The 18,828-nt window shown below is 69.1% G+C and carries 17 protein-coding genes and 1 pseudogene; 5 read left to right on the top strand and 13 right to left on the bottom strand.

Going from position 1 to position 18,828, the window contains the following annotated elements; genetic code table 11:
* The 8 genes and pseudogenes from xdhC to ACTHL4_RS06555 form a co-directional block, all read right to left on the bottom strand.
* On the bottom strand, nt 1-630 hold a 630-nt coding region (xdhC, locus tag ACTHL4_RS06590; RefSeq protein WP_440281946.1), incomplete at its 3' end, for a xanthine dehydrogenase accessory protein XdhC.
* A 1-nt stretch (nt 631) separates the two neighbouring features.
* Nucleotides 632-3,031: pseudogene (gene xdhB, locus ACTHL4_RS06585) on the bottom strand (xanthine dehydrogenase molybdopterin binding subunit).
* A complete protein-coding gene (locus ACTHL4_RS06580) occupies nt 3,028-4,479 on the bottom strand; it encodes a xanthine dehydrogenase small subunit (protein WP_440281945.1) in 1,452 nt (483 codons plus the stop codon). Before ACTHL4_RS06580 ends, xdhB begins: the two are co-directional and overlap by 4 nt.
* Before the next feature lie 205 nt (nt 4,480-4,684).
* Entirely contained in the window at nt 4,685-6,052 is a 1,368-nt protein-coding gene (locus ACTHL4_RS06575) for an 8-oxoguanine deaminase (protein WP_440281944.1), read from the bottom strand.
* Entirely contained in the window at nt 6,049-8,037 is a 1,989-nt protein-coding gene (gene uraD / locus ACTHL4_RS06570; protein ID WP_440281943.1) for a 2-oxo-4-hydroxy-4-carboxy-5-ureidoimidazoline decarboxylase, read from the bottom strand. The genes ACTHL4_RS06575 and uraD overlap by 4 nt, the downstream gene beginning before the upstream one ends.
* Nucleotides 8,038-8,320: 283 nt before the next feature.
* On the bottom strand, nt 8,321-8,746 hold the full coding sequence (locus ACTHL4_RS06565) for a helix-turn-helix domain-containing protein (protein ID WP_440281942.1): 426 nt from the start codon (nt 8,744-8,746) through the stop codon (nt 8,321-8,323).
* Entirely contained in the window at nt 8,739-8,981 is a 243-nt protein-coding gene (locus tag ACTHL4_RS06560) for a thiamine-binding protein (RefSeq protein WP_440281941.1), read from the bottom strand. The genes ACTHL4_RS06565 and ACTHL4_RS06560 overlap by 8 nt, the downstream gene beginning before the upstream one ends.
* Complete coding sequence (locus tag ACTHL4_RS06555; protein ID WP_440281940.1) at nt 8,978-9,562, bottom strand: HhH-GPD-type base excision DNA repair protein; 585 nt, start codon at nt 9,560-9,562, stop codon at nt 8,978-8,980. Before ACTHL4_RS06555 ends, ACTHL4_RS06560 begins: the two co-directional genes overlap by 4 nt.
* Before the next feature lie 73 nt (nt 9,563-9,635).
* Here ACTHL4_RS06555 and ACTHL4_RS06550 point away from each other — a divergent pair, with 73 nt between their 5' ends.
* Both ACTHL4_RS06550 and ACTHL4_RS06545 read left to right on the top strand, forming a co-directional pair.
* Nucleotides 9,636-10,202 (top strand): DinB family protein, encoded by a 567-nt coding sequence (locus ACTHL4_RS06550; RefSeq protein ID WP_440281939.1) that lies wholly within the window; start codon nt 9,636-9,638, stop codon nt 10,200-10,202.
* A complete protein-coding gene (locus ACTHL4_RS06545; RefSeq protein WP_440281938.1) occupies nt 10,199-10,693 on the top strand; it encodes an N-acetyltransferase family protein in 495 nt (164 codons plus the stop codon). Before ACTHL4_RS06550 ends, ACTHL4_RS06545 begins: the two co-directional genes overlap by 4 nt.
* Before the next feature lie 207 nt (nt 10,694-10,900).
* Here the strand turns inward: ACTHL4_RS06545 and ACTHL4_RS06540 are convergent, their stop codons facing one another.
* A complete protein-coding gene (locus ACTHL4_RS06540; protein WP_440281937.1) occupies nt 10,901-11,851 on the bottom strand; it encodes a sucrase ferredoxin in 951 nt (316 codons plus the stop codon).
* A 241-nt stretch (nt 11,852-12,092) separates the two neighbouring features.
* Between ACTHL4_RS06540 and ACTHL4_RS06535 the strand changes: the two genes are divergently transcribed.
* Together ACTHL4_RS06535 and ACTHL4_RS06530 are read left to right on the top strand one after the other, a co-directional pair.
* The gene (locus ACTHL4_RS06535; RefSeq protein ID WP_440281936.1) at nt 12,093-12,974 is read left to right on the top strand and encodes a DUF222 domain-containing protein; all 882 of its coding nucleotides are present in this window, start codon (nt 12,093-12,095) and stop codon (nt 12,972-12,974) included.
* Nucleotides 12,975-13,010: 36 nt separating this feature from the next.
* Entirely contained in the window at nt 13,011-13,421 is a 411-nt protein-coding gene (locus ACTHL4_RS06530; RefSeq protein ID WP_440281935.1) for an HNH endonuclease, read from the top strand.
* Here the strand turns inward: ACTHL4_RS06530 and ACTHL4_RS06525 are convergent.
* From ACTHL4_RS06525 to ACTHL4_RS06510, 4 genes are all read right to left on the bottom strand, one after another.
* Nucleotides 13,388-13,642, bottom strand: coding sequence for a VOC family protein (locus ACTHL4_RS06525; protein ID WP_440281934.1), 255 nt, complete (start codon nt 13,640-13,642; stop codon nt 13,388-13,390). The genes ACTHL4_RS06530 and ACTHL4_RS06525 overlap by 34 nt on opposite strands.
* 46 nt (nt 13,643-13,688) lie before the next feature.
* Nucleotides 13,689-16,151 carry a DNA gyrase/topoisomerase IV subunit A gene (locus ACTHL4_RS06520; RefSeq protein WP_440281933.1) on the bottom strand — a complete coding sequence of 821 codons (2,463 nt, stop codon included), beginning with the start codon at nt 16,149-16,151 and terminating at the stop codon, nt 13,689-13,691.
* Between the two features lie 131 nt (nt 16,152-16,282).
* Complete coding sequence (locus tag ACTHL4_RS06515; RefSeq protein WP_440281932.1) at nt 16,283-16,879, bottom strand: sunset domain-containing protein; 597 nt, start codon at nt 16,877-16,879, stop codon at nt 16,283-16,285.
* A gap of 39 nt (nt 16,880-16,918) precedes the next feature.
* Nucleotides 16,919-17,725, bottom strand: a complete 807-nt coding sequence (locus tag ACTHL4_RS06510) for an LLM class F420-dependent oxidoreductase (RefSeq protein WP_440281931.1) — start codon at nt 17,723-17,725, stop codon at nt 16,919-16,921.
* A 48-nt stretch (nt 17,726-17,773) separates the two neighbouring features.
* Here ACTHL4_RS06510 and ACTHL4_RS06505 point away from each other — a divergent pair, with 48 nt between their 5' ends.
* Nucleotides 17,774-18,826, top strand: coding sequence for an alpha-hydroxy acid oxidase (locus ACTHL4_RS06505; RefSeq protein ID WP_440281930.1), 1,053 nt, complete (start codon nt 17,774-17,776; stop codon nt 18,824-18,826).
* The last annotated feature ends 2 nt before the right edge of the window (nt 18,827-18,828 follow it).

Raw genomic sequence — 18,828 nt, 5'->3', positions numbered from 1 at the left:
CGACCCGATCAGGCCGATGCTGCACAAGGGCGCGCAGCGCAGGGCCGCATCGCAGATCGCGATGTCCTCGGCGTGATCGTGGGTCATCACCAGCACGTGGCTGCCGGCGGGCACCTCACCGAGGACGACCTCGGGCACCGGCGCCGGGTGCGGTATGACGGACGCGACCGCGTCGTCGAGCACCGCCAGGCGCTCAGCGGACAGGTGCGCCGGCCGGGAGTCGACCAGATGCAGCTCGACCTCGTGGCGGGCCAGGATGCGTGCCAGCTCGAGCCCGACGTGGCCGACTCCGAAGATGGCAACCGATGGCCGCACGGGCAACGGTTCCAGCAGGATCCGCACCTCGCCGCCACAGCACTGCACGCCGTGCTCGGCAGGCGCCTTGTCGCTCAGCGAGAGCTGCAGCTCCTGTGGCGCGGACGGCGTGCCGGACTGCAGGGCATCCCGGGCGCGGGAGACCGCAGTCTCCTCAAGGTTGCCACCGCCGATGGTGTCGAAGACCGCGTCGGCGGTGACGACCATCTTGGCGCCGGCAGCGCGGGGGGCGTGTCCGCGCACGTCGACGAGAGTCACCAGGACGGCGGCGCGCCGCAGCCGCCGCAGGAGGCCGATGGCGTCATACCAGTTCACGTCATACCGCCGAGGGGACGGGATCCGCAGCGTTGTCCGGGATCGCTTGGGTTGCCACGTCGTGCGGCTCCGTCGAGCGCGCTGACTCGATGGCCCAGTAGACGGCCTCCGGCGTCGCCGGGGACGCCAGGTGCACGCTGATGCCGGCCGGTCCGAACGCGGCCGCGGCCTTGCGCAGCGCCTCGCGCACCGAGAAGGGCAGCATCAGCGGCGGTTCACCGACGGCCTTGGAGCCGTAGATGGCACCCTCCTCGGTGGCGTTCTGGAACATCGTCACGTTGAAGACTTCGGGCATCTCCGAGAAGCTCGGCAGCTTGTAGGTGCTGGCACCCTGGGTGGTGAGCCGGCCGCGCCCGGGCCCGTCGCCGGCGTCCCAGCGCTGGTCCTCCAGCGTCAGCCAGCCGGCACCCTGCACGAAGGCGCCCTCGATCTGCCCCTTGTCGATCAGCGGCGACAGGCTGTCGCCGACATCGTGCACCACGTCGACCCGGCGGGTGCGGTAGGCGCCGGTGAAGCCGTCGACCTCCACCTCGGCGACGGCCGCGCCGAAGGAGAATTACTTGAACGGCGAGCCCTGGTAGGTCTCTTCGTTCCACTCCAGGCCCTCGGTGCGGTAGTAGCCGGCGGCGTGCAACTGGATGCGCTGCAGGTAGGCGGTCCGCACCAGCTCCTCCCACGGGATGGGCGCGCGCTCGCTGTTCAGTCCGTATGCCGTGCCGTCGGCGAACCGGACGTCGGCCGGTGGGACACCGAGAATGCCTCCGGCGACGACCGCGAGGCGGTCGCGGATCTGGTCGCAGGCGTGCTTGACCGCGCCGCCGTTGAGGTCGGCGCCGGTGCTGGCGGAGGTCGCCGAGGTGTTGGGCACCTTGTCGGTGCGGGTCGGCGCCAGCCGCACCGTGCCCAGCGGCAGCCCGAGCGCGGTCGCGGCCACCTGCAGCATCTTGGTGTGCAGGCCCTGGCCCATCTCGGTGCCGCCGTGGTTGACCAGCACCGAGCCGTCCTTGTAGACGAGCACGAGCGCGCCGCCCTGGTTCATCGAGCTCTTGTTGAAGGAGATGCCGAACTTCACCGGCGTCGCCGCGATGGCGCGCTTGGTGTGCTCGTGCGTGGCGTTGAACTGCTCGATCTCCCGCTGGCGGGCGGCGAAGTCGCTCTCGGTGAGCACCTCCTCCCAGATCCGGTGCAGCCGCTCGATCTGCCGCACCCGCTGGCCGTACGGCGTCGTCTGGTCGGCGGACCGGTAGAAGTTGCGTTGCCGGATCTCCTCACCGGTCAGGCCCAGTTTCGGTGCGACGGTGCCGAGGATGTTCTCGGTGAGCAACATGCCCTGCGGGCCGCCGAAGCCGCGGAACGCCGTGTGCGAGGTCCGGTTGGTCTTCGCGATGCGTCCGTGCGCCCGGATGTTGGGGATCCAGTAGGCGTTGTCGACGTGGCACAGCGCCCGCGACAGGACCGGCTGCATCAGGTCGAGGCTCCAACCGCCGTCGGCGGTGAAGACCACCTTGAGCGCGAGCAGGTGACCCTCGTCGTCGAAGCCGGCCTCCCAGGTGGACAGGAAGTCCGGTCGCTTGCCGGTGAACTGGATGTCCTGGTTGCGGTTGAGTCGCACGCGCACCGGGCGGCCGGTGAGTGTGGCGCCGAGTGCGGCGATCGCGGCATACCCGTTGGCCTGGGTCTCCTTGCCGCCGAATCCGCCTCCCATCCGGAGGCATTGGACGGTGACCTCCGAGGAGCTGACGCCGAGCACGTGCGCGGTGATCTCCTTGGTCTCGCTGGGGTTCTGCGTGCTGGAGTGGATGAAGACCTGGCCGGCCTCGTCGACATACGCGATGGACGCCTGGGTCTCCAGGTAGAACTGCTCCTGGCCGGATGCCTCCCAGGTGCCGCTGAACACGTGCTCGGCGCTCGCCATTGCGGCGTCGGCGTCGCCGCGCGACACGGTCGGCGCGCGGCCCTGGAAGCTCTCCGCGGCGATCGCCTCGGGGAGCGTCACGATGGACGGCAGCTCCTCGTAGTCGATCTCGACCGCTACGGCGCCGAGGCGCGCGGCCTCCAGGCTCTCGCCGAGCACCCAGCACACCGGGTGCCCGTAGAACATCACCTCGGTCGGGAAGAGCGGCTCGTCGTGGTTGATGTTCGAGTCGTTCACGCCGGGCACGTCGTCTGCGGTGAGCACCCGCACGACGCCGGGCACCTGGTATGCCGGAGTCGTGTCGAGCCGGGTGACGAGTGCGTGGGCGTGCGGCGCCGACACCGGGTAGGCGTGCAACAGATCCTTCGTGCGCCCCACCAGGTCGTCGGTGTAGAGCGCCGTGCCGGTCACGTGGCCGATGGCGTCGCCGTGCGGGATAGCTTCTCCGACAACAGGGTTCGCGGGGCGCTGGGACAGCTCGCTCATGCGACACCTTCCTCAGTGGTGGACTCGGCATACAACTTGCGCAGTGAGGTGCCGAGCATGGCCCGGCGGTATGTGCTGCTGGCGCGGTGGTCGTCCATCGGGGTGCCCTCCTGCTGCAGCAGCGCGGCGGCGGCCCGGACGGTCTCGGCCGTCCACGGCTTGCCCTCCAAGGCGGCTTCGACCGCGGTGGCGCGCAGCGGGGTGGCGGCCACCCCGCCGAGGCCGACGCGGGCCCGGCGGACGACGCCGTCCGCGACGTCGACCGCGTAGCCGACGGCGACGCTGGAGATGTCGTCGAACCGGCGCTTGGCGATCTTGTGGAACGCGGTGACACCGGCCAACGGCAACGGGATCCGCACCGACCGGATCAGCTCGTCCGCCGCCCGGACGGTCTGCCGGTAGCTGGTGAAGTAGTCCGCGAGCGGCACCACGCGGGTGCCGTCGGGGCCGGCGAGCACGAGCTCGGCGTCCAGCGCGAGCAGTGCCGGAGGCGTGTCACCGATCGGTGACGCGGTCCCGAGGTTGCCACCGATGGTGGCGCCGTTGCGGATCAACCGTGACGCGAACTGCGGGAAGAGCTGGGCCAGCAACGGGATCCGCCCGTCCAGCCGTTGCTCGATCCCGCTGAGCGTGAGCGCTGCGCCGATCTCGACGTGGTCGTCGGTCTCGACGAGGGTCCGCAACTCCGGGAGTCGGTCCAGCGCGACCACGAGCTGCGGACGCGCCGACTTGATGTTGACGTCGACGCCCCAGTCGGTGCATCCCGCGACGGGGACGGCGTCCGGGTCGTCGCGCAGGATGCTCAGGGCGTCGCTGAGGGTGGCCGGGCGGACGAACCTTCGGCCCTGGGCGTGGTATGCCGTCGGCACGACCTCCGGTGCAGGGGAGTTGCGGCGGGCGGCGAGCGCGTCGTCGGCCGGCACGTCCCCGAGCGCGTATGCCGCGTCCCGGATCGGCCGGTATCCCGTGCACCGGCACAGGTTCCCGGAGAGCGCGTGCAGGTCGAAACCGTTGGCGCCGTGCTCGCTGCTGTCCGCACCGTGGTCGCCGGCGGTGCGGTCGGGGCGGTAGTACTCGGCCGCCATACTGCAGACGAATCCCGGTGTGCAGTAACCACACTGGGAGCCGCCGCGCACTGCCATCTCCCGCTGCACCGGATGCAGTGCCTCGGCGCTGCCCAGTCCTTCGGCGGTGACGATCTCCTGACCGGCGAAGGCTGCGGCGGGCGGCAGGCAGGCGTTGACGGCCGTCCACCGGGTGCCGCCGCTGTCATCGGGCCGGGCCACCAGGACCGAGCACGCTCCGCACTCACCTTCGGCGCAGCCTTCCTTGGCGCCGGTGAGGCCCTCGGATCGTAGCCAGTCCAGCAGGTTGGTGTGTGGAGCGTCGGTGAACTCGTGGGTTTGCCCGTTGACGATCACATCCAGTGCGGACACGGGGTCAGTCATCAGCGACTCCTTTCGAGCCGGAAGCCGAAGCTGCCGGTCAGGCGGTCGCATGGTTCGGGCGGCTGGTGCCGCGCCGCGATCGGAGATGTCCGATCGGTTATCCATGCAGAACGACCGGACCCGGGTGCTGCGTCAACTCTACGGCTCAACATTTTGTTGAACAAGGATTTTCGGTTCTTCGGTGCGGTGCGGCGGACCTGCGCGGTCAGCCGACCGGTGCGGGATGCCGCAGGCGTTCCGACGCCTCGGCAGCGCCCCGGGCGAGTGCGCTCTCCTCGACCCGGACCAGGTGGTTGTCCCGGACGACCGCACGGCCGGCGACGAGCACCAGGTCCAGTGGCGGGGGCGCTCCCAGCACCAGTCCGGCGACCGGGTCGGCGATGCCGGCGTGCACGAGCGTGTCCATCCGCCATACGCACAGATCGGCCTGTTTGCCGGCTTCCACCGAACCGATCTGGTCCGCCCAACCCAGCAGTCGGGCACCTCCGAGGGTCGCGGCCTCCAGCGCCTGCCGCACGCCCAGGGCGGTCGGACCGCCGAGCGCACGAGCGAACAGCACCGCGTGCCGCGCCTCCTCCAGCAGCGAGGTCGCCTCGTTGGACGCGGCACCGTCGACACCCAGTCCCACCGGTGCGCCGGCGTCCAGCAGGTCCCGTGTGCGGCAGACACCGGCGCCCAGGCGGGCGTTGGAGGACGGGCAGTGGGCGACGCCGGTGCCGGTGCGCGCCAGCGTCCCGATCGCGTTGTCGTCGAAGTGGATCCCGTGCGCGAACCACACGTCGGGACCGAGCCAGCCGAGCGACTCCATGTAGTCGATCGGCGCCTGGCCGAAGCGCTCGCGGCAGAAGTCGTCCTCGTCGAGTGTCTCGGCCAGGTGGGTGTGCAGGCGTACGCCCCGGTCGCGCGCCAGGCGCGCGGCCTCGCGCAGCAGGTCCGTGGTTACCGAGAACGGTGAGCACGGTGCGACACCGACACGGACCATCGCATCCGGCGACGCGTCGTGATGGGCGTCGATGGCCGCGGCGGTGGCACCGAGGATCTGGTCGATCGACTCGACCACGTGATCCGGCGGCAGGCCGCCGTCGGACCGGCCCAGGTCCATCGAGCCGCGGGTGGCGAAGAAGCGGACGCCGACGTCACCGGCGGCCGCGATCTCGGCGCCGAGCACGTCGCCACCGTTCCGCGGGAACACGTAGTGGTGATCCATCACGGTCGTGCAGCCGGACAGGGCGAGCCGGCCGACACCCGCTGCGGCTGCCTGTCCCACGACCCGCTCGTCGATGGCTCCCCACACCGGGTAGAGCGCGGTCAGCCACTCGAAAAGCGTTGCGTCCACGGCATACCCGCGCGTCGCCCACTGGTAGAGGTGATGGTGGGTGTTGACCAGGCCAGGTGTGAGCACGCACCCGGTGCCGTCGATCAGTGCGACGTCCTCGCCGGTGGGGGCGTACCGGCCGGCGGACACCGACCGGATGCGTGACCCCTCGACCACGACGTGGCCGACGGAGTGCTCCGTGCGGTCCGGGTCCATCGTGACGACCGTGGCGCCGTCGATGACGGTCAGCTCGCTCATGGTGTCGTCGCCATCCGGCTGCGTGCGGTGTTCAGCGGCTCCGCCTCCGCGACGAGGTCGTCGAAGCGGTGTCCGGCGATCTTGGCACTCTCCAGCAGGGCGGTCACCAGTTCGTGCTGGGTGGAGTTGTCCAGCCGGGCACGGCCCTGGGCCACCAGTTGCTCGACCGAGTCGGTCTCACGCACACAGGTGACCAGGGGGAAGCCGAACTTCTCGCGGTATGCCGCGGTGAGCGCCGACAGTTCGGCGCGCTCGTCGTCGCGCAACTGGCTGAGCATGATGGCGGCGCGGTCCCGGGACGACGCCTCGCCCAGTTGACCGTCCGCGACCTCCATGCTGCCGAGGTCGGGGTAGCCGGCGATCAGCGAGCGCTGCTTCTCGTCGGAGGCGGAGAACAACGCCTCCTGGAACGACGCCCGCAGATCGGGGGTGTCCTGGAACGGCCGCTGCTCGTAGGCGTCCTCGATGATCCAGGAGTTGCCCTGGAAGAGCGGCTCGAAGGTGCGCACGAACTCCTGCTTGCTCATCGCGTTGACCTGCGCCAGGCCGATGACCGACCCGGTGGGGCTGGTCGCGACCCCGGCGCCGCGGCTGGTGCCGACGTGGAAGAAGATCATGTAGAGCACGAAGGCGGCGATCGAGCCGATGGTGATGCCGGAGCCGAGGAAGACCTGGTAGTCCTTCGGCAGCAGGGTCGCGACGCCGGGCTCGGCCGTCACGAGCATCGCCAGACCGAGAGAGGTGGCCACGATGATGCCGTTGCGGTGGTCGTTGAAGTCGACCTTGCCGAGGGTCTGGATGCCGACGACGGCGACCGTCGCGAACATCGCCAGACCGGCTCCGCCCAGCACGCTGGAGGGTATGCCGGCCACGATGGCGCCGGCCTTGGGCAGCAGGCCGAGGATGATCATGAAGACCGCGGCGGTGGCCATGACGTACCGGCTCTTGATCTTGGTCAGCCGGACCAGGCCGACGTTCTCGGCGAAGCAGGTGTAGGGGAAGGAGTTGAAGACGCCGCCGATGAACGTGGCCAGCCCGTCGGCTCGCAGCGCCCGTGCGACGTCCTCGCCGTCGACCCGCTTGCCGACGATCTCGCCGGTGGCGAAGACGTCACCGCAGGTCTCCACCATCGTGACCAGCATGACCAGCACCATCGAGATGATCGCCGCGAGAGCGAACTTCGGCATACCGAAGTGGAAGGGAGTGGTGACCCCGAGCCAGCTGGAACTGCTGACGGAGTCGAAGTGCGCCTCGCCGGCGAACCAGGCGATCAGGGAGCCGATGGCCAGGCCGAGCAGCACGGCGATCGTCTGTACGAAACCGCGGAACAGCCGCTGGATGACGACGATGACGACGACGGTGCCGAGTGCGAGGGCGAGGGTCTTCCAGCCGCCGGCCGCCAGGTGGTAGTTGCCGCCGGCGTCCTGGCTGAGGACCGAGGCGCTGTAGGAGTGGGTCTTGGGGTCCCAGCGCAGCAGCGCGTCACCGGCGGCGACGGGCAACAGCGAGAAGCCGATGACCGTGATGACCGAGCCGGTCACGACCGGCGGGAAGAAGCGGACGATCTTGCCGAAGTACGGCGCGAGCAGGAACGTCACGACGCCCGAGACGAGCACCGCCCCGTAGATGGTCAGCAGCCCGTTGACGCCGCCGCCTGCGTTGACGCCGATGATGATCATCGGGGACACCGCGGTGAAGGTGACGCCCTGCAGCAGTGGGAGCCGGACGCCGACCTTCCAGAAGCCGATCGCCTGCAGCAGCGAGGCGATGCCGCAGGTGAAGAGGTCGGCGTTGATCAGGTGGATCAGCTGATCGGAGGTCAACCCGATCGCGCCGGCGAGCAGGATGGGGACGATCACGGCACCGGCGTAGAACGCGAGGACGTGTTGGATGCCGTAGACGGCGAGCTGTCCGGCGGGCAGGACTTCGTCGACGGGATGCTTCTGGGTGCGGGGGCGCACTTCCTCGGCGGTGGCAGCAGACATTGCGAGCGGTCCTTCCAGAGGCCCAGGGGGACATCAATGATGAGGTGGCAGGGGCATCTTCGCGCTTCGGCGGCCCGGCCGGGGGAGATTCCGCTGGTCATGCGAGGTGCGGCCGCAACTGAGTGCTTCTCGCTGGGCGTGGGGCCTGGGGAGCCACGCCGTCCGTTCGCTTATACGGAACAAAAATTTCGAGATATGAAATTAATGGCTGCAGACGAGAGTATGCCGTAGGTCACATCTTCGTCAACAGTTTGTTGAGAGATGGTGACCGCGCCCGACCGGCTCAGCTGTCGACGCGCACCCGGTTGAGGTAGTTGTAGATCGTGAAGCGGGACATGCCCATGGCCTCGGCCACCGTCTCCGCGGAGTGACGCATCTCGAACGCGCCGCGTTCTTCCAACAGGCGCACCGCGTGCTGCTTCTTGGCGCGGGGCAGCTCGGACAGCTGGTCGCCCAGCTCGCGTTCCACGGTCTGGATCAGCCGCGACAAACCGTCCGAGAGGTCGTGCTGGTCGAGCACTCGGACGTGGATCGTGTTGTCGCGCAATGTGATCGGGATGTCGTCGGACTCCGGAGGGCCGTCGACGACGACCGCGCCGACGCGGTGCAGCAGTGGTTGCAGCGCATCGGCGAGTTCGTCGCTCAGTGTCGGCAGATCGGGCGTCGGCAGCTCGGGCGTCGGCAGCTCGGGCATCGGCGGCTCAGGCATCGGTGCGCTCGATCTGCAGGCTGATCCGTGTGGCGCCGGCGGCGAAGGCCGCGCCGGCCGCGTCGTGGACGGCTTGCAGCAGCCCGTCGCCGGCGCCCTCGACCGTGGTGCCGAGGGGACCGAGATCGGGGTTCAGGCCGGCGGCGCGCAGCGCGTCGGCGGCCGCGCTGACATGTGCCGGCAGCGCGCCCTCACCACGGAACGGTTCGGTGGTGACCTCTGCGCGCAGCCTCATGAGGTGGCCTCGCCGGCGGTTCTCGCGGCGGCCTTGGCCTGCTTCTTGAACTCACGCACCTTCTGCAGCGACGCCTCGTCCACGACGTCGGCCACCGAGCGGTAGGAGCCGGCCTCGGCATACGGGCCGATCGCCTCGCGCCAGCCGTCGGGGGTGACATCGAGTTGTTTGCCGAGCAATGCGGCGAAGATGCGGGCCTTCTGGTCGCCGAACCCGGGCAGGGACTTCAGGCGCTTCAGCAGCTCGGCGGTCGTGTCGGCCGTCGTCCAGATGCGCGATGCGTCGGAGTCGTAGTCCTGGAGGACCACCTGGGCGAGCTGCTGCACCCGGCCGGCCATCGAGCGTGCGTAGCGGTGGATCGCCGGGGGCGTCGAGCACAGGTCGGCGAACTCCTGCGGATCCTGCGCCGCGATCTCGCCGGGATCGAGAGTGCCCAGCTTGGCGACGATCTTCGCCGGCCCGCGGAAGGCGTGCTCCATGCCGTACTGCTGGTCCAGCAGCATCCCGATCATGAGCGCGAACGGGTCGGTGGAGAGGAGCTGGTCCGCGGTGTCGTCCTGGGCGATCCGGATGTTCGGCATACGAGCAGCGTAGAACGCCGCAGGCCCGGAACTCGATGGCGCGGTGTCCGTCCTTGCTCCTATGTTGACGCTCATGACCACGGACAGGCCTGCGACGACACCCGATCTCGACCCGGCCGGGCGGACGGATCCGCCGGTGGACGCCGACGAGATCGACACGCTGCTCGGTTTCCTGCGTTACCAGCGGGACACGTTCCGCTGGAAGACCGGCGGCTTGACGTCCGCGCAGCTGGCGCAGACGGCGGCGCCGTCGGACATGACACTCGGCGGGATGATCAAGCACCTCGCCCTGGTGGAGGGGTGGTGGTTCCACCAGGTGCTCGTCGGCGCGGACGAACCGCAGCCGTGGTCGTCGGTGGACTGGAAGGACGACCCGGACTGGGAGTGGCACACCGGGGCCACCGATGAGCCGGGCGAACTCGCTGCGCTGTATGAGGATTCGGTGCGAACCGCTGACTCCGGCATCGAGCGCGCGATGTCCGCAGGGGGGTTCGATGCGTTGTCGGTGAAGTCGGACGGGCGCACGGGGAAGCAGTTCACCCTGCGCTGGATCGTCACCCACATGATCGAGGAGTACGCGCGGCACAACGGTCACGCCGACCTCATCCGGCAGTCGATCGACGCGCGGGTCGGCGAATGACCAGTGTGCGCACAGCGACCGAGGCCGACTGGCCGGTGATCTGGCCGATCGTGCGGGAGGTGCTGGCGGCGGGCGAGACCTATACGTTCCCGGCCGCGATGAACGAGGCCGAGGCACGCGAGATGTGGCTCGAGGAGCCGCCCGGCTGCACGGTCGTTGCCGTGGACGACGTCGACGGAACGGTGCTCGGCAGCGCGCACATGGGGCCGAACCGTCCAGGGCCGGGCGACCATGTGGGCACGGCCAGCTTCATGGTCGGTTCCGCTGCCCGTGGTCGCGGTGTCGGCCGCCTGTTGGGTGCGTATGTCGTGCAATGGCTACGCGATGAGGGTTATCACTCCGTGCAGTTCAACGCGGTGGTGGAGACCAACGCGGCGGCCGTCGCGCTCTGGAAGTCGTTGGGATTCACGGTGATCGGCACGGTGCCGGAGGCGTTCCGACTGCCAGGCGGCGAGCTGGTCGGGCTGCATGTGATGTATCTGAAGCTGTAGGCCACGTCCTGTGGCCATGTGTTGGTCGAGTGCCGGAGGAGCGCAGCGGCCGCATGCTGGTCGAGTGCTGTGGCCACTCGCTGGTCGAGTGCCGGAGGAGCGGGCGGGGTCCCCGCGAAGTATTCGGAGGAGCGAAGCGGGGGAGAAACTTCGTGGGGTGCCGGAGCGGGGGAGGTGTATCTAGACCACCGAAACCGCCCAAGCACGTCAGTCCAGCAAGGCGGCGCGCCATACAGCGCTCGGGACCGGCGCCTTGGCACATGATGACCGCACCGCCGGACCGGCTTCGCTGGTGATCCGCACCGACCAGGTGCGCCCGTCGACGTGGGTGACGTCGCACGTCCAGGACCCGTCCTCGTCGCGTGTCCCCGATGCCGAGATCGAGCTGAGAGCTGTCTCCGAGATGTGTTGCCGCACAGAGGATTCGGCGACTTGCAGCGGTGCCCTCAAGCAGCTGCGCCCGCGGTCGTGCAGCGGGGTGGAGAGTTCGGTCGGCACCTCGTGACGTCGTGCGGCGGCGAGTGCCAGCTCCGCGAGGTCGGGCGTGAGCCGGGCGTAGGTCTGACCGGACGGCAGTGCGATGCCGGTGGGAGAGAACCGGTGGCCGCCGGTGTGCGAACACTCCCACACGGCGCCCGGGTGGTTTGCCGCCAGGTCCAGTGCGACCGGCCGGCCACGCACCGCACAACACACGTCGCGCTTGCCGTTGGTGCAGATCAGCAGAGCCGGGTCGCGGGTCTCCTCGAGTTCCGGCAGCCGCTCGGTGGCGGCGTCCGGATCGTCTTCGAGGAGCAGATTCCACGGCAACGCGAGCAATTGAGCGGCGTCGTCGATCTCGCCGGTGAGCAGCCATGGGTCGCGGTCGAGGCAGCCGGCGATCAGGACCGTGTGTGGCCCGTCATGCCGTATGTCCGCGTGATCGCCCGGACGGCGGATCAAGAGGAGCCGGCCGCCGTGGTCCGCGCAGGCGCGCTCGAGCGCCCGGCCGACCTCGGGGTCCAGGTGGGACTGGGTGATCGCGCTGTGGCCCCAGGGGCCGTTCTGCTCCAGGCACACCCAGAACCGCGCGTAGGAAGCCGTGCCCCAGGCAGGCAGTCCCTCGACGTCCCACTGCATCGAGCAGGCCGACGGCGGTTGCGGGTCGGCGTGTGTCGTCATACCGGTGGCGATCCTTTCGTGGAGTGCAGGCTCCACCCTACGGACGGCGCAGCGGGACGGCTGCGCCCGCTGGTCGAGTAGGTGGAGGAGCGCAGCGGGGGAACCGTATCGAGACCCCGGCACGGGTCCCGCGGCACCTTGTCCGCGCTGTGCACAACCCTTGATCGGCGCGGGGATGTGGACAATGAAAACGTGGCCATAACTGTTGCCTACCAACCGAACTCGCGATAGACTCGAACACATGGACGAAGCAATCATGGATACGGTTGAGGGCGGTACCTCCGCGTTCGACGAGTCCGTGGTGCGCGCGTTCCATGACCGGCTCGACGACGGCATCGCCGGTGACACGCTTGAGGAACTACTGGCTGAGGTCCGTGTTCTGGAGGAAGCCAAGAACGCGATCAGTGCGCGGCAGGCCCGCCTGGCCGTCGCAGCGCACCGCCGGCAACGGCAGCTGGACGTCCCGCGTGGGATCAATCGCGCCACGACCGCGCGGAAGGTGGGTGCGGACATCGCGCTGGCGCGACGGTCGTCCCCGCACGCCGGGTCTCGGCTGCTGGGCGTGGCACACGCGGTGGTCGAGGAGATGCCCAACACGTTCCAGGCGTTGGCAGCAGGAGTGATCGGCGAACGGGACGCCACCCATCTGGTGGCAGCGACCAGCTACTTGAACCGGGAAGATCGGGCGAGTGTCGACGCCGCGATCGTCGACGACCTGGGTACCGTGTCGCACCGGCGACTGGTCGCCGCCGCACAAGCGGCCGCCTACCAGGCCGATCCCGAAGCGGCCACGACCCGCCGCGCCATGGCCGAGTCCGAACGCCGGGTCAGCCTGCGACCCGCACCGGACTGCATGACCTGGCTGACCGCGTTACTACCGGTCAAGGACGGCGTCGCCTGTTACGCAGCACTCAAGACTGAGGCTGATGCGAGCGCCACCGCCGACCACCCCCGCGGTCAGGTCATGGCCGACATCCTCGTCCAGCGCGTCACCGGACACACACCGGCCGACGGGGTCGGGGTCCACGTCAACCTGCTGATGCCGATCGACACCCTCACCGGCGACATCCCGGCCGAGGTGCCCGGTTACGGACCAATCCCCGCGGACCTGGCACGCGCATGAGTGACAGACCCCGCCCAAGCCGTCACCGTCCGACGCTTGTTCTCCTACCCCGACACCGGTGACCTGATCGGCATGGAGTCAACCTCCCGGTGCTACACCGGTCTGCTGGCCGACTTCATCGCCTTGCGGGACCGGTCCTGCCGCACTCCCTACTGCGACGCGCCGATCCGCCATACCGACCACATCGTGGCCCACGCCAAAGGCGGCGCCACCCGCGAACGCAACGGCCAAGGCACCTGCGAAGGCTGCAACTACGTCAAGAACCACCCCGACCACCTGATCGGGGGCGATGCCGGCGAAACCTGTGTCCTGACAGACGGACTGACCGCGAGCAGCAGGCCACCCGCACCACCAGGACACCCACCGCCCACCAGGTCACCGATCTCACGCACCCTGATGAACATCGAATTCCGTCAGCGCACGAAGACGCCATTTACGACGTACTGACCAACAATGTCACCGGTCGACGTAGAGGCAGAAGGGGTGGCCCGCTGGGTCGAGCATGACCCGAACATCATGCTGCGGCTGATAGTCGCAGAGCACCAGCCGGGCTCGTCATCGGCGAGTGGCCAGCCCAGCAGATCGCGATAGAAGCGCGCGAGGTCCTGCGCGTCCGGTGCGTCAAGCACCACTCCCAACCATCCGGTCAATTCCCTGGTGCCGGCCATACCCACTCACTATGCCAGGGAGCACGGACACGGATCGGGGAGACCGCTACTCGACCGACGTGCCGGGAAACGCGCCACCGATCACCGCAAGCTGCCCGGCCGGCGGCACACCGCTGCCGTCTCGTTTGCCGTCGGCGGCGGGCAGTTCGACCGCGGCACCCGTCGGGCTCGCGGCCCGCGCCGGTGCGGTGCCGGCCCAGGCCAGCACGAGCTCGTCCTCACCGCGCAGGAACCGGTGGCAGCGGACGCCGCCAGTCGCCCGGCCCTTGCTCGGGAACTCGTCATACCGACTCACCTTCACCGACTCCGGCCCGGTGCCCGGCAGCGCGCCGGAGGCTCCCGCCCCGGTGACGACGACCGCCGGAGCGGAGGTGTCGACGATGCCGAACCAGAGGGCTCGGGCGCCCGCGCCGAGCTTGACGCCCGCCATGCCTCCACCCGAACGACCCTGCGGGCGCACCAAGTCGGCGGCATACCGCAGGAGGTGTGCGTCGGAGGTGATGAAGACCAGGTCCTCCTCGCCGGTGACGACCTCGACCGCACCGACCACGGTGTCGCCGTCCTTGAGTGAGATGACCTCGAACGAATCCCTGCTCGGATAGTCGGGATTGACCCGCTTCACCACGCCGCGCTGGGTGCCGATCGCCAGGCCCTTGGACTCCGGCGACAGCGACGTCAACGCCAGCGGCTGTTCGCCCTTGGCGAGATCGATGTATGCCGCCAGCGGCGCCCCACCCGCCAGCACGGGTGCGTCGTTGGTGGGTGGCAGCGTCGGGAGGTCGATCGCGTGGAGCCGCACCAGTCGGCCGTCGGAGGTGACCACACCGAAGTCACCGCGGGCGGTCGTGCGCACCCGCGAGGTGACCACGTCGTGCTTGCGGCGCGAGCCGTCGCTGGTCAGCGGTGCCGCATCGGTGGTCCGGGCGAGCAGGCCGGTCGAGGACAGCAACACCCAGCACGGGTCGTCCGAGACCTCCAGCGCGGCCGCGGCTGCCGCGGTCTTCGCGCCGTTGCCCTCCAGCAGCACTGTCCTGCGCGGCGTCCCGTGCGTCTTGACGACGTCGGCGAGTTCGGCTGACACCGTTGTGCGCAGCAGCTTTTCGTCGTCGAGGATCGCCTGCAGGGCCGCAATCTGCTCGCGCAGCTCGGCCTGCTCCTTCTCCAGCTCGATACGGCTGAACTTCGTCAGCCGGCGCAGCTGCAGCTCCAGGATGTATTCGGCCTGCGGCTCGGACAGATCGAAGACCTGCATCAGCCGGCCGCGTGCCTCGCCGGCATTGTCCGAACTGCGGATGACCTGGATGACCTCGTCGATGTCCAGGATCGCGATGAGCAGACCGTCGACCAGGTGCAGCCGGTCGGTGGCCTTCTGCAGCCGGAACGCCGTGCGGCGGCGTACGACGTCGATGCGGAAATCGACATACACCGTGAGCAGTTCCTTCAGGCCCAACGTGCGCGGCTGCCCGTCGACGAGCGCGACGTTGTTGATGCCGAACGACTCCTCCATCGGCGTCTGCTTGTAGAGCGCCTCGAGCACTGCTTCGGGGTTGAAGCCGTTCTTGACGTCGATGACCAGCCGCATGCCCTTCATGTCGGACAGGTCGTTGACGTCCGAGATGCCCTGCAGCTTCTTGGCCTGGACGAGGTCCTTCATCCGCTCGATGACCTTCTCGGCGCCGACCATGTAGGGCAACTCCGTCACCACGATGGACTTCCTGCGCGGCGTGAGGTTTTCGATCGTCGCGGTCGCGCGGGTGCGGAACGATCCACGGCCGGTCAGGTAGGCGTCCCGGATGCCGTCCAGCCCCACGATCCGACCACCGCAGGGCAGGTCGGGTCCGGGCACGAACTTCATCAGGTCGTCCAGCGAGCAGTCCGGGTGGGTGATCAGGTGACGGGCTGCGGCGACGACCTCGCCGAGATTGTGCGGTGCCATGTTGGTCGCCATACCGACCGCGATGCCGCTGGCCCCGTTGACCAGCAGGTTCGGGAAGGCCGCGGGCAGGACTTCCGGTTGCTGCTCGCTCTCGTCGTAGTTGGGGACGAAGTCGACGGTGTCCTCGTGCAGCGACCGGGTCAGTTCCAGGGCTGCCCCGGCGAGCCGGACCTCCGTATAACGCGACGCCGCCGGACCGTTGTCGAGGGACCCGAAGTTGCCGTGCCCGTCGACCAGCGGCAGCCGCATGGTGAAATCCTGCGCCTGTCGCACGATGGCGTCATAGATCGCGGCATCACCGTGCGGTTGATATTTGCCCATCACCTCGCCGACCACGCGCGAGGACTTGACGTGGTTGCGCTCGGGGTAGAGCCGCATCTCGTCCATCGCGAAGAGGATGCGGCGCTGCACCGGCTTCAGGCCGTCGCGCGCGTCCGGGATGGCGCGGGAGTAGATGACCGAGTAGGCGTATTCGAGGTATGCCGCCTGCATCTCGTCGTCGACGTCGATGTCGACGATGTTCTGCTGCGCATCGTCGATGTACTCGGTGTCGCTCGTCTTCTTGCGCGCCATTACTGCCCTTCGGTGTCCCGCTGATCGCACGGCCTGACCGCACGGTGGTAGCGCCGATCATCTTCTCTCACGCCGTCCGAGCGCTGGGCACCGACACTCGGAACGCGTGCAACCATGCCGCGAGGAGGTACCTAGACCCGAGCTTTGCGCCACCCGGCGGCGACTGCATCGGACTCCGAACAGAACCAGCGCTCGCCCTTCGCGGGTGAGATCTTCGTGACGTTGTAGTACCGCTGACCCGGAACGTGATAGATCCGCTCACCCGAGGAACTGATGTTGCCTTTGATGTTGCACGCGCCGGTGGAAGTCGTGGTCGCCCGCGGGGGTGGAGTGCGTCGTGTTGTCGTGTGGATCGGTAGGGGAGCGACGCGCCGCCGCGGAGGCACCGAAGTGGCTCTCGGTGATGTCGTCCTGGGTGCAGCGGCGACCGGCTGTCGCGAACGCGGGGGTGATGTCTCGCTTCCGGCGGCCGCCGCAGTGCGCTGTGTGGTCCCGCGAGACTCACTCGATCGGCGGGGCTTCGGCGAGTGTGTCGCGGTAGTGCGCTGAGTGGGCGCAGCGACGACCCGCGTGTGGGTGACCGTGCGCACGACGGTCTGCGTGGGCGTCGCGGCAGCGACGTCCTGTTGCGCGTTGCAGCCCGCGAGAGTCAACGCACCGACCGTGAGGGTGCCGAGAAGGAGAAGTCGTCGTGCTTTCACGTGCCGCAGTCTAGGGATGAAATCCATTGGGAGTGAACGAAATGTCCAACTACCCGCCAGTCCAGGTCAGCCGTTGACGCGGTCCCGCCATACGAGCCAGTCCTGCAGCACGCCGAAGTCGTAGTCCGGGCCGCCGACCGGGACGGTGAACATCCGCGCGCCCAGGTCGTACAACGGGCGGCCGGCCTCCTCGGCGACGGTCGGCGCGATGCCGTCGCGGCCACGGCCGCCGACACCGACGGAGATCTCGATCTCCTCGAACGGTCGGCCGATCGCCTCGCAATGGCCGCGCAACACCTCGAGTTTGTGCGCCAACACGTCCGGGTCGGCGAAGCTGTGCCAGATGTTCGCGTGCTGGGCGACCAGCCGCAGCGTCTTCTTCTCGCCGCCACCGCCGATCAGCATCGGCAGCGGCCCGGTCGGTTGCGGGTTGAGCGCCGCGAGCCGCGACTCGATGCGCGGCAGGGAGGCAGCGAGGTCGTCCAGCCGCCCACCGGCGGTGCCGAAGTCGAACCCGTAGCTGTCATAATCCTTCTCGAACCAGCCCGAGCCCATCCCGAGGATGAGCCGGCCACCCGAGATGTGGTCGACGGTGCGCGCCATGTCGGCGAGCAGATCGGGGTTGCGGTAGCTGTTGCAGGTGACCAACGCACCGAGCTGGATGCGTGAGGTCTGCTCCGCCCAAGCGGCCAGCATCGTCCAGCACTCGAAGTGCTTGCCCTCCGGGTCACCGGTCAGCGGATAGAAATGATCCCAGTTGAAGGCGACGTCCACGCCGAGGTCCTCGGCGCGGCGCACGGCGTCACGGATCTGGTCGTATGACGCGTGCTGGGGCTGGATCTGGACGGCGATGCGCACCGGGCGTGAGGTCATGTCGGTAACACTAGGTGCACGCGCACCACCTCGACGGAAGGACAGTCGTTGCACGAGCAGCTCCGCCAGCTCCGGGACCGGGCCGAGCAGATCGTCGCTGCGGACATGTGGAGTTACCTCAACCGTGGCTCCGGCGACGAGCGCACCGTCCAGGAGGCGCACGACGCCTGGGATCGTTACCGGCTACGACCGCGGGTGTTGCGGGATGTCGCCCAGGTCTCCACCGCCGTCGACCTCTTCGGGCGGTGGCGGACGCCGATCGGCGTCGCCCCGACCGCCTTCCACGCGCTGCTGCACGCCGACGGTGAAGTGGCCACCGGCGCGGGCGCGTCCGCCGCCGGCGCCCCGATGGTGGTGTCCAGTCGCGCCACCCGCCGCATCGAGGAGGTCGCCGCGGCGGTCGGCGGGCCGTGGTGGTTCCAGGTCTACCTGATGCGTGAGCGCGCCATCACCGGCGCGCTGATCGAGCGCGCCGCCGCGGCCGGAGCCACCGCGATGGTGCTCACTGCCGACACGCCGTATGTCGGGCACCGCGCCCGCAGTGCGGCCCGCAGCCGGCCATTGCCGTTGTCGGACGAGCAGGCCCTGACGAACATGCGCGACCACCTACCGGCCGACGTCGCCGACATCTGGGACGCCATCGACCAGCGCGCCGACCTCTCGCTGGCCGACATCGCCTGGGTGGCGGAGACGTCCGGTCTGCCGGTGCTGGTCAAGGGTGTGCTGCGCACTGACGACGCGCTGGCCTGCGTGGAGGCCGGCGCCTCGGGGATCTGGGTGAGCAACCACGGTGGCCGACAACTGGACCGCGCCGTACCGACTGCAGCGGCGCTGCCGGAAATCGTTGCGGCAGTGGGCGACTCGGTGCCCGTGGTCGTCGACGGGGGAGTGCGCGACGGGTTCGACGCCCTCACCGCCCTCGCGCTCGGCGCGCGGGCCGTGATGCTCGGCCGGCCGATCATGTGGGCGCTCGCCGCCGGTGGCCGGGACGCCGTGTCGGCGACTCTCATCGAGCTCACCGCCGAGCTGCGGCACGCGATGGGTCTGGCCGGCGCGGCGCAATTGGCCGATCTCGCCGGTTCGATGGTGACCGGCCGCTGAGG

This window comes from Flexivirga sp., from assembly GCF_051955415.1.
GTDB lineage: Bacteria > Actinomycetota > Actinomycetes > Actinomycetales > Dermatophilaceae > Flexivirga.
This window is presented reverse-complemented; position numbering and strand designations above follow the sequence as displayed.

Bases quoted from the DNA above. Each gene is read 5' to 3' on its own strand.
- ACTHL4_RS06580 (WP_440281945.1), bottom strand. From the start codon at position 4,479: ATGACTGACCCCGTGTCCGCACTGGATGTGATCGTCAACGGGCAAACC.
- ACTHL4_RS06575 (WP_440281944.1), bottom strand. From the start codon at position 6,052: ATGAGCGAGCTGACCGTCATCGACGGCGCCACGGTCGTCACGATGGAC.
- uraD (WP_440281943.1), bottom strand. From the start codon at position 8,037: ATGTCTGCTGCCACCGCCGAGGAAGTGCGCCCCCGCACCCAGAAGCAT.
- ACTHL4_RS06565 (WP_440281942.1), bottom strand. From the start codon at position 8,746: ATGCCTGAGCCGCCGATGCCCGAGCTGCCGACGCCCGAGCTGCCGACG.
- ACTHL4_RS06560 (WP_440281941.1), bottom strand. From the start codon at position 8,981: ATGAGGCTGCGCGCAGAGGTCACCACCGAACCGTTCCGTGGTGAGGGC.
- ACTHL4_RS06555 (WP_440281940.1), bottom strand. From the start codon at position 9,562: ATGCCGAACATCCGGATCGCCCAGGACGACACCGCGGACCAGCTCCTC.
- ACTHL4_RS06550 (WP_440281939.1), top strand. From the start codon at position 9,636: ATGACCACGGACAGGCCTGCGACGACACCCGATCTCGACCCGGCCGGG.
- ACTHL4_RS06545 (WP_440281938.1), top strand. From the start codon at position 10,199: ATGACCAGTGTGCGCACAGCGACCGAGGCCGACTGGCCGGTGATCTGG.
- ACTHL4_RS06540 (WP_440281937.1), bottom strand. From the start codon at position 11,851: ATGACGACACACGCCGACCCGCAACCGCCGTCGGCCTGCTCGATGCAG.
- ACTHL4_RS06535 (WP_440281936.1), top strand. From the start codon at position 12,093: ATGGACGAAGCAATCATGGATACGGTTGAGGGCGGTACCTCCGCGTTC.
- ACTHL4_RS06525 (WP_440281934.1), bottom strand. From the start codon at position 13,642: ATGGCCGGCACCAGGGAATTGACCGGATGGTTGGGAGTGGTGCTTGAC.
- ACTHL4_RS06520 (WP_440281933.1), bottom strand. From the start codon at position 16,151: ATGGCGCGCAAGAAGACGAGCGACACCGAGTACATCGACGATGCGCAG.
- ACTHL4_RS06515 (WP_440281932.1), bottom strand. From the start codon at position 16,879: ATGGATTTCATCCCTAGACTGCGGCACGTGAAAGCACGACGACTTCTC.
- ACTHL4_RS06510 (WP_440281931.1), bottom strand. From the start codon at position 17,725: ATGACCTCACGCCCGGTGCGCATCGCCGTCCAGATCCAGCCCCAGCAC.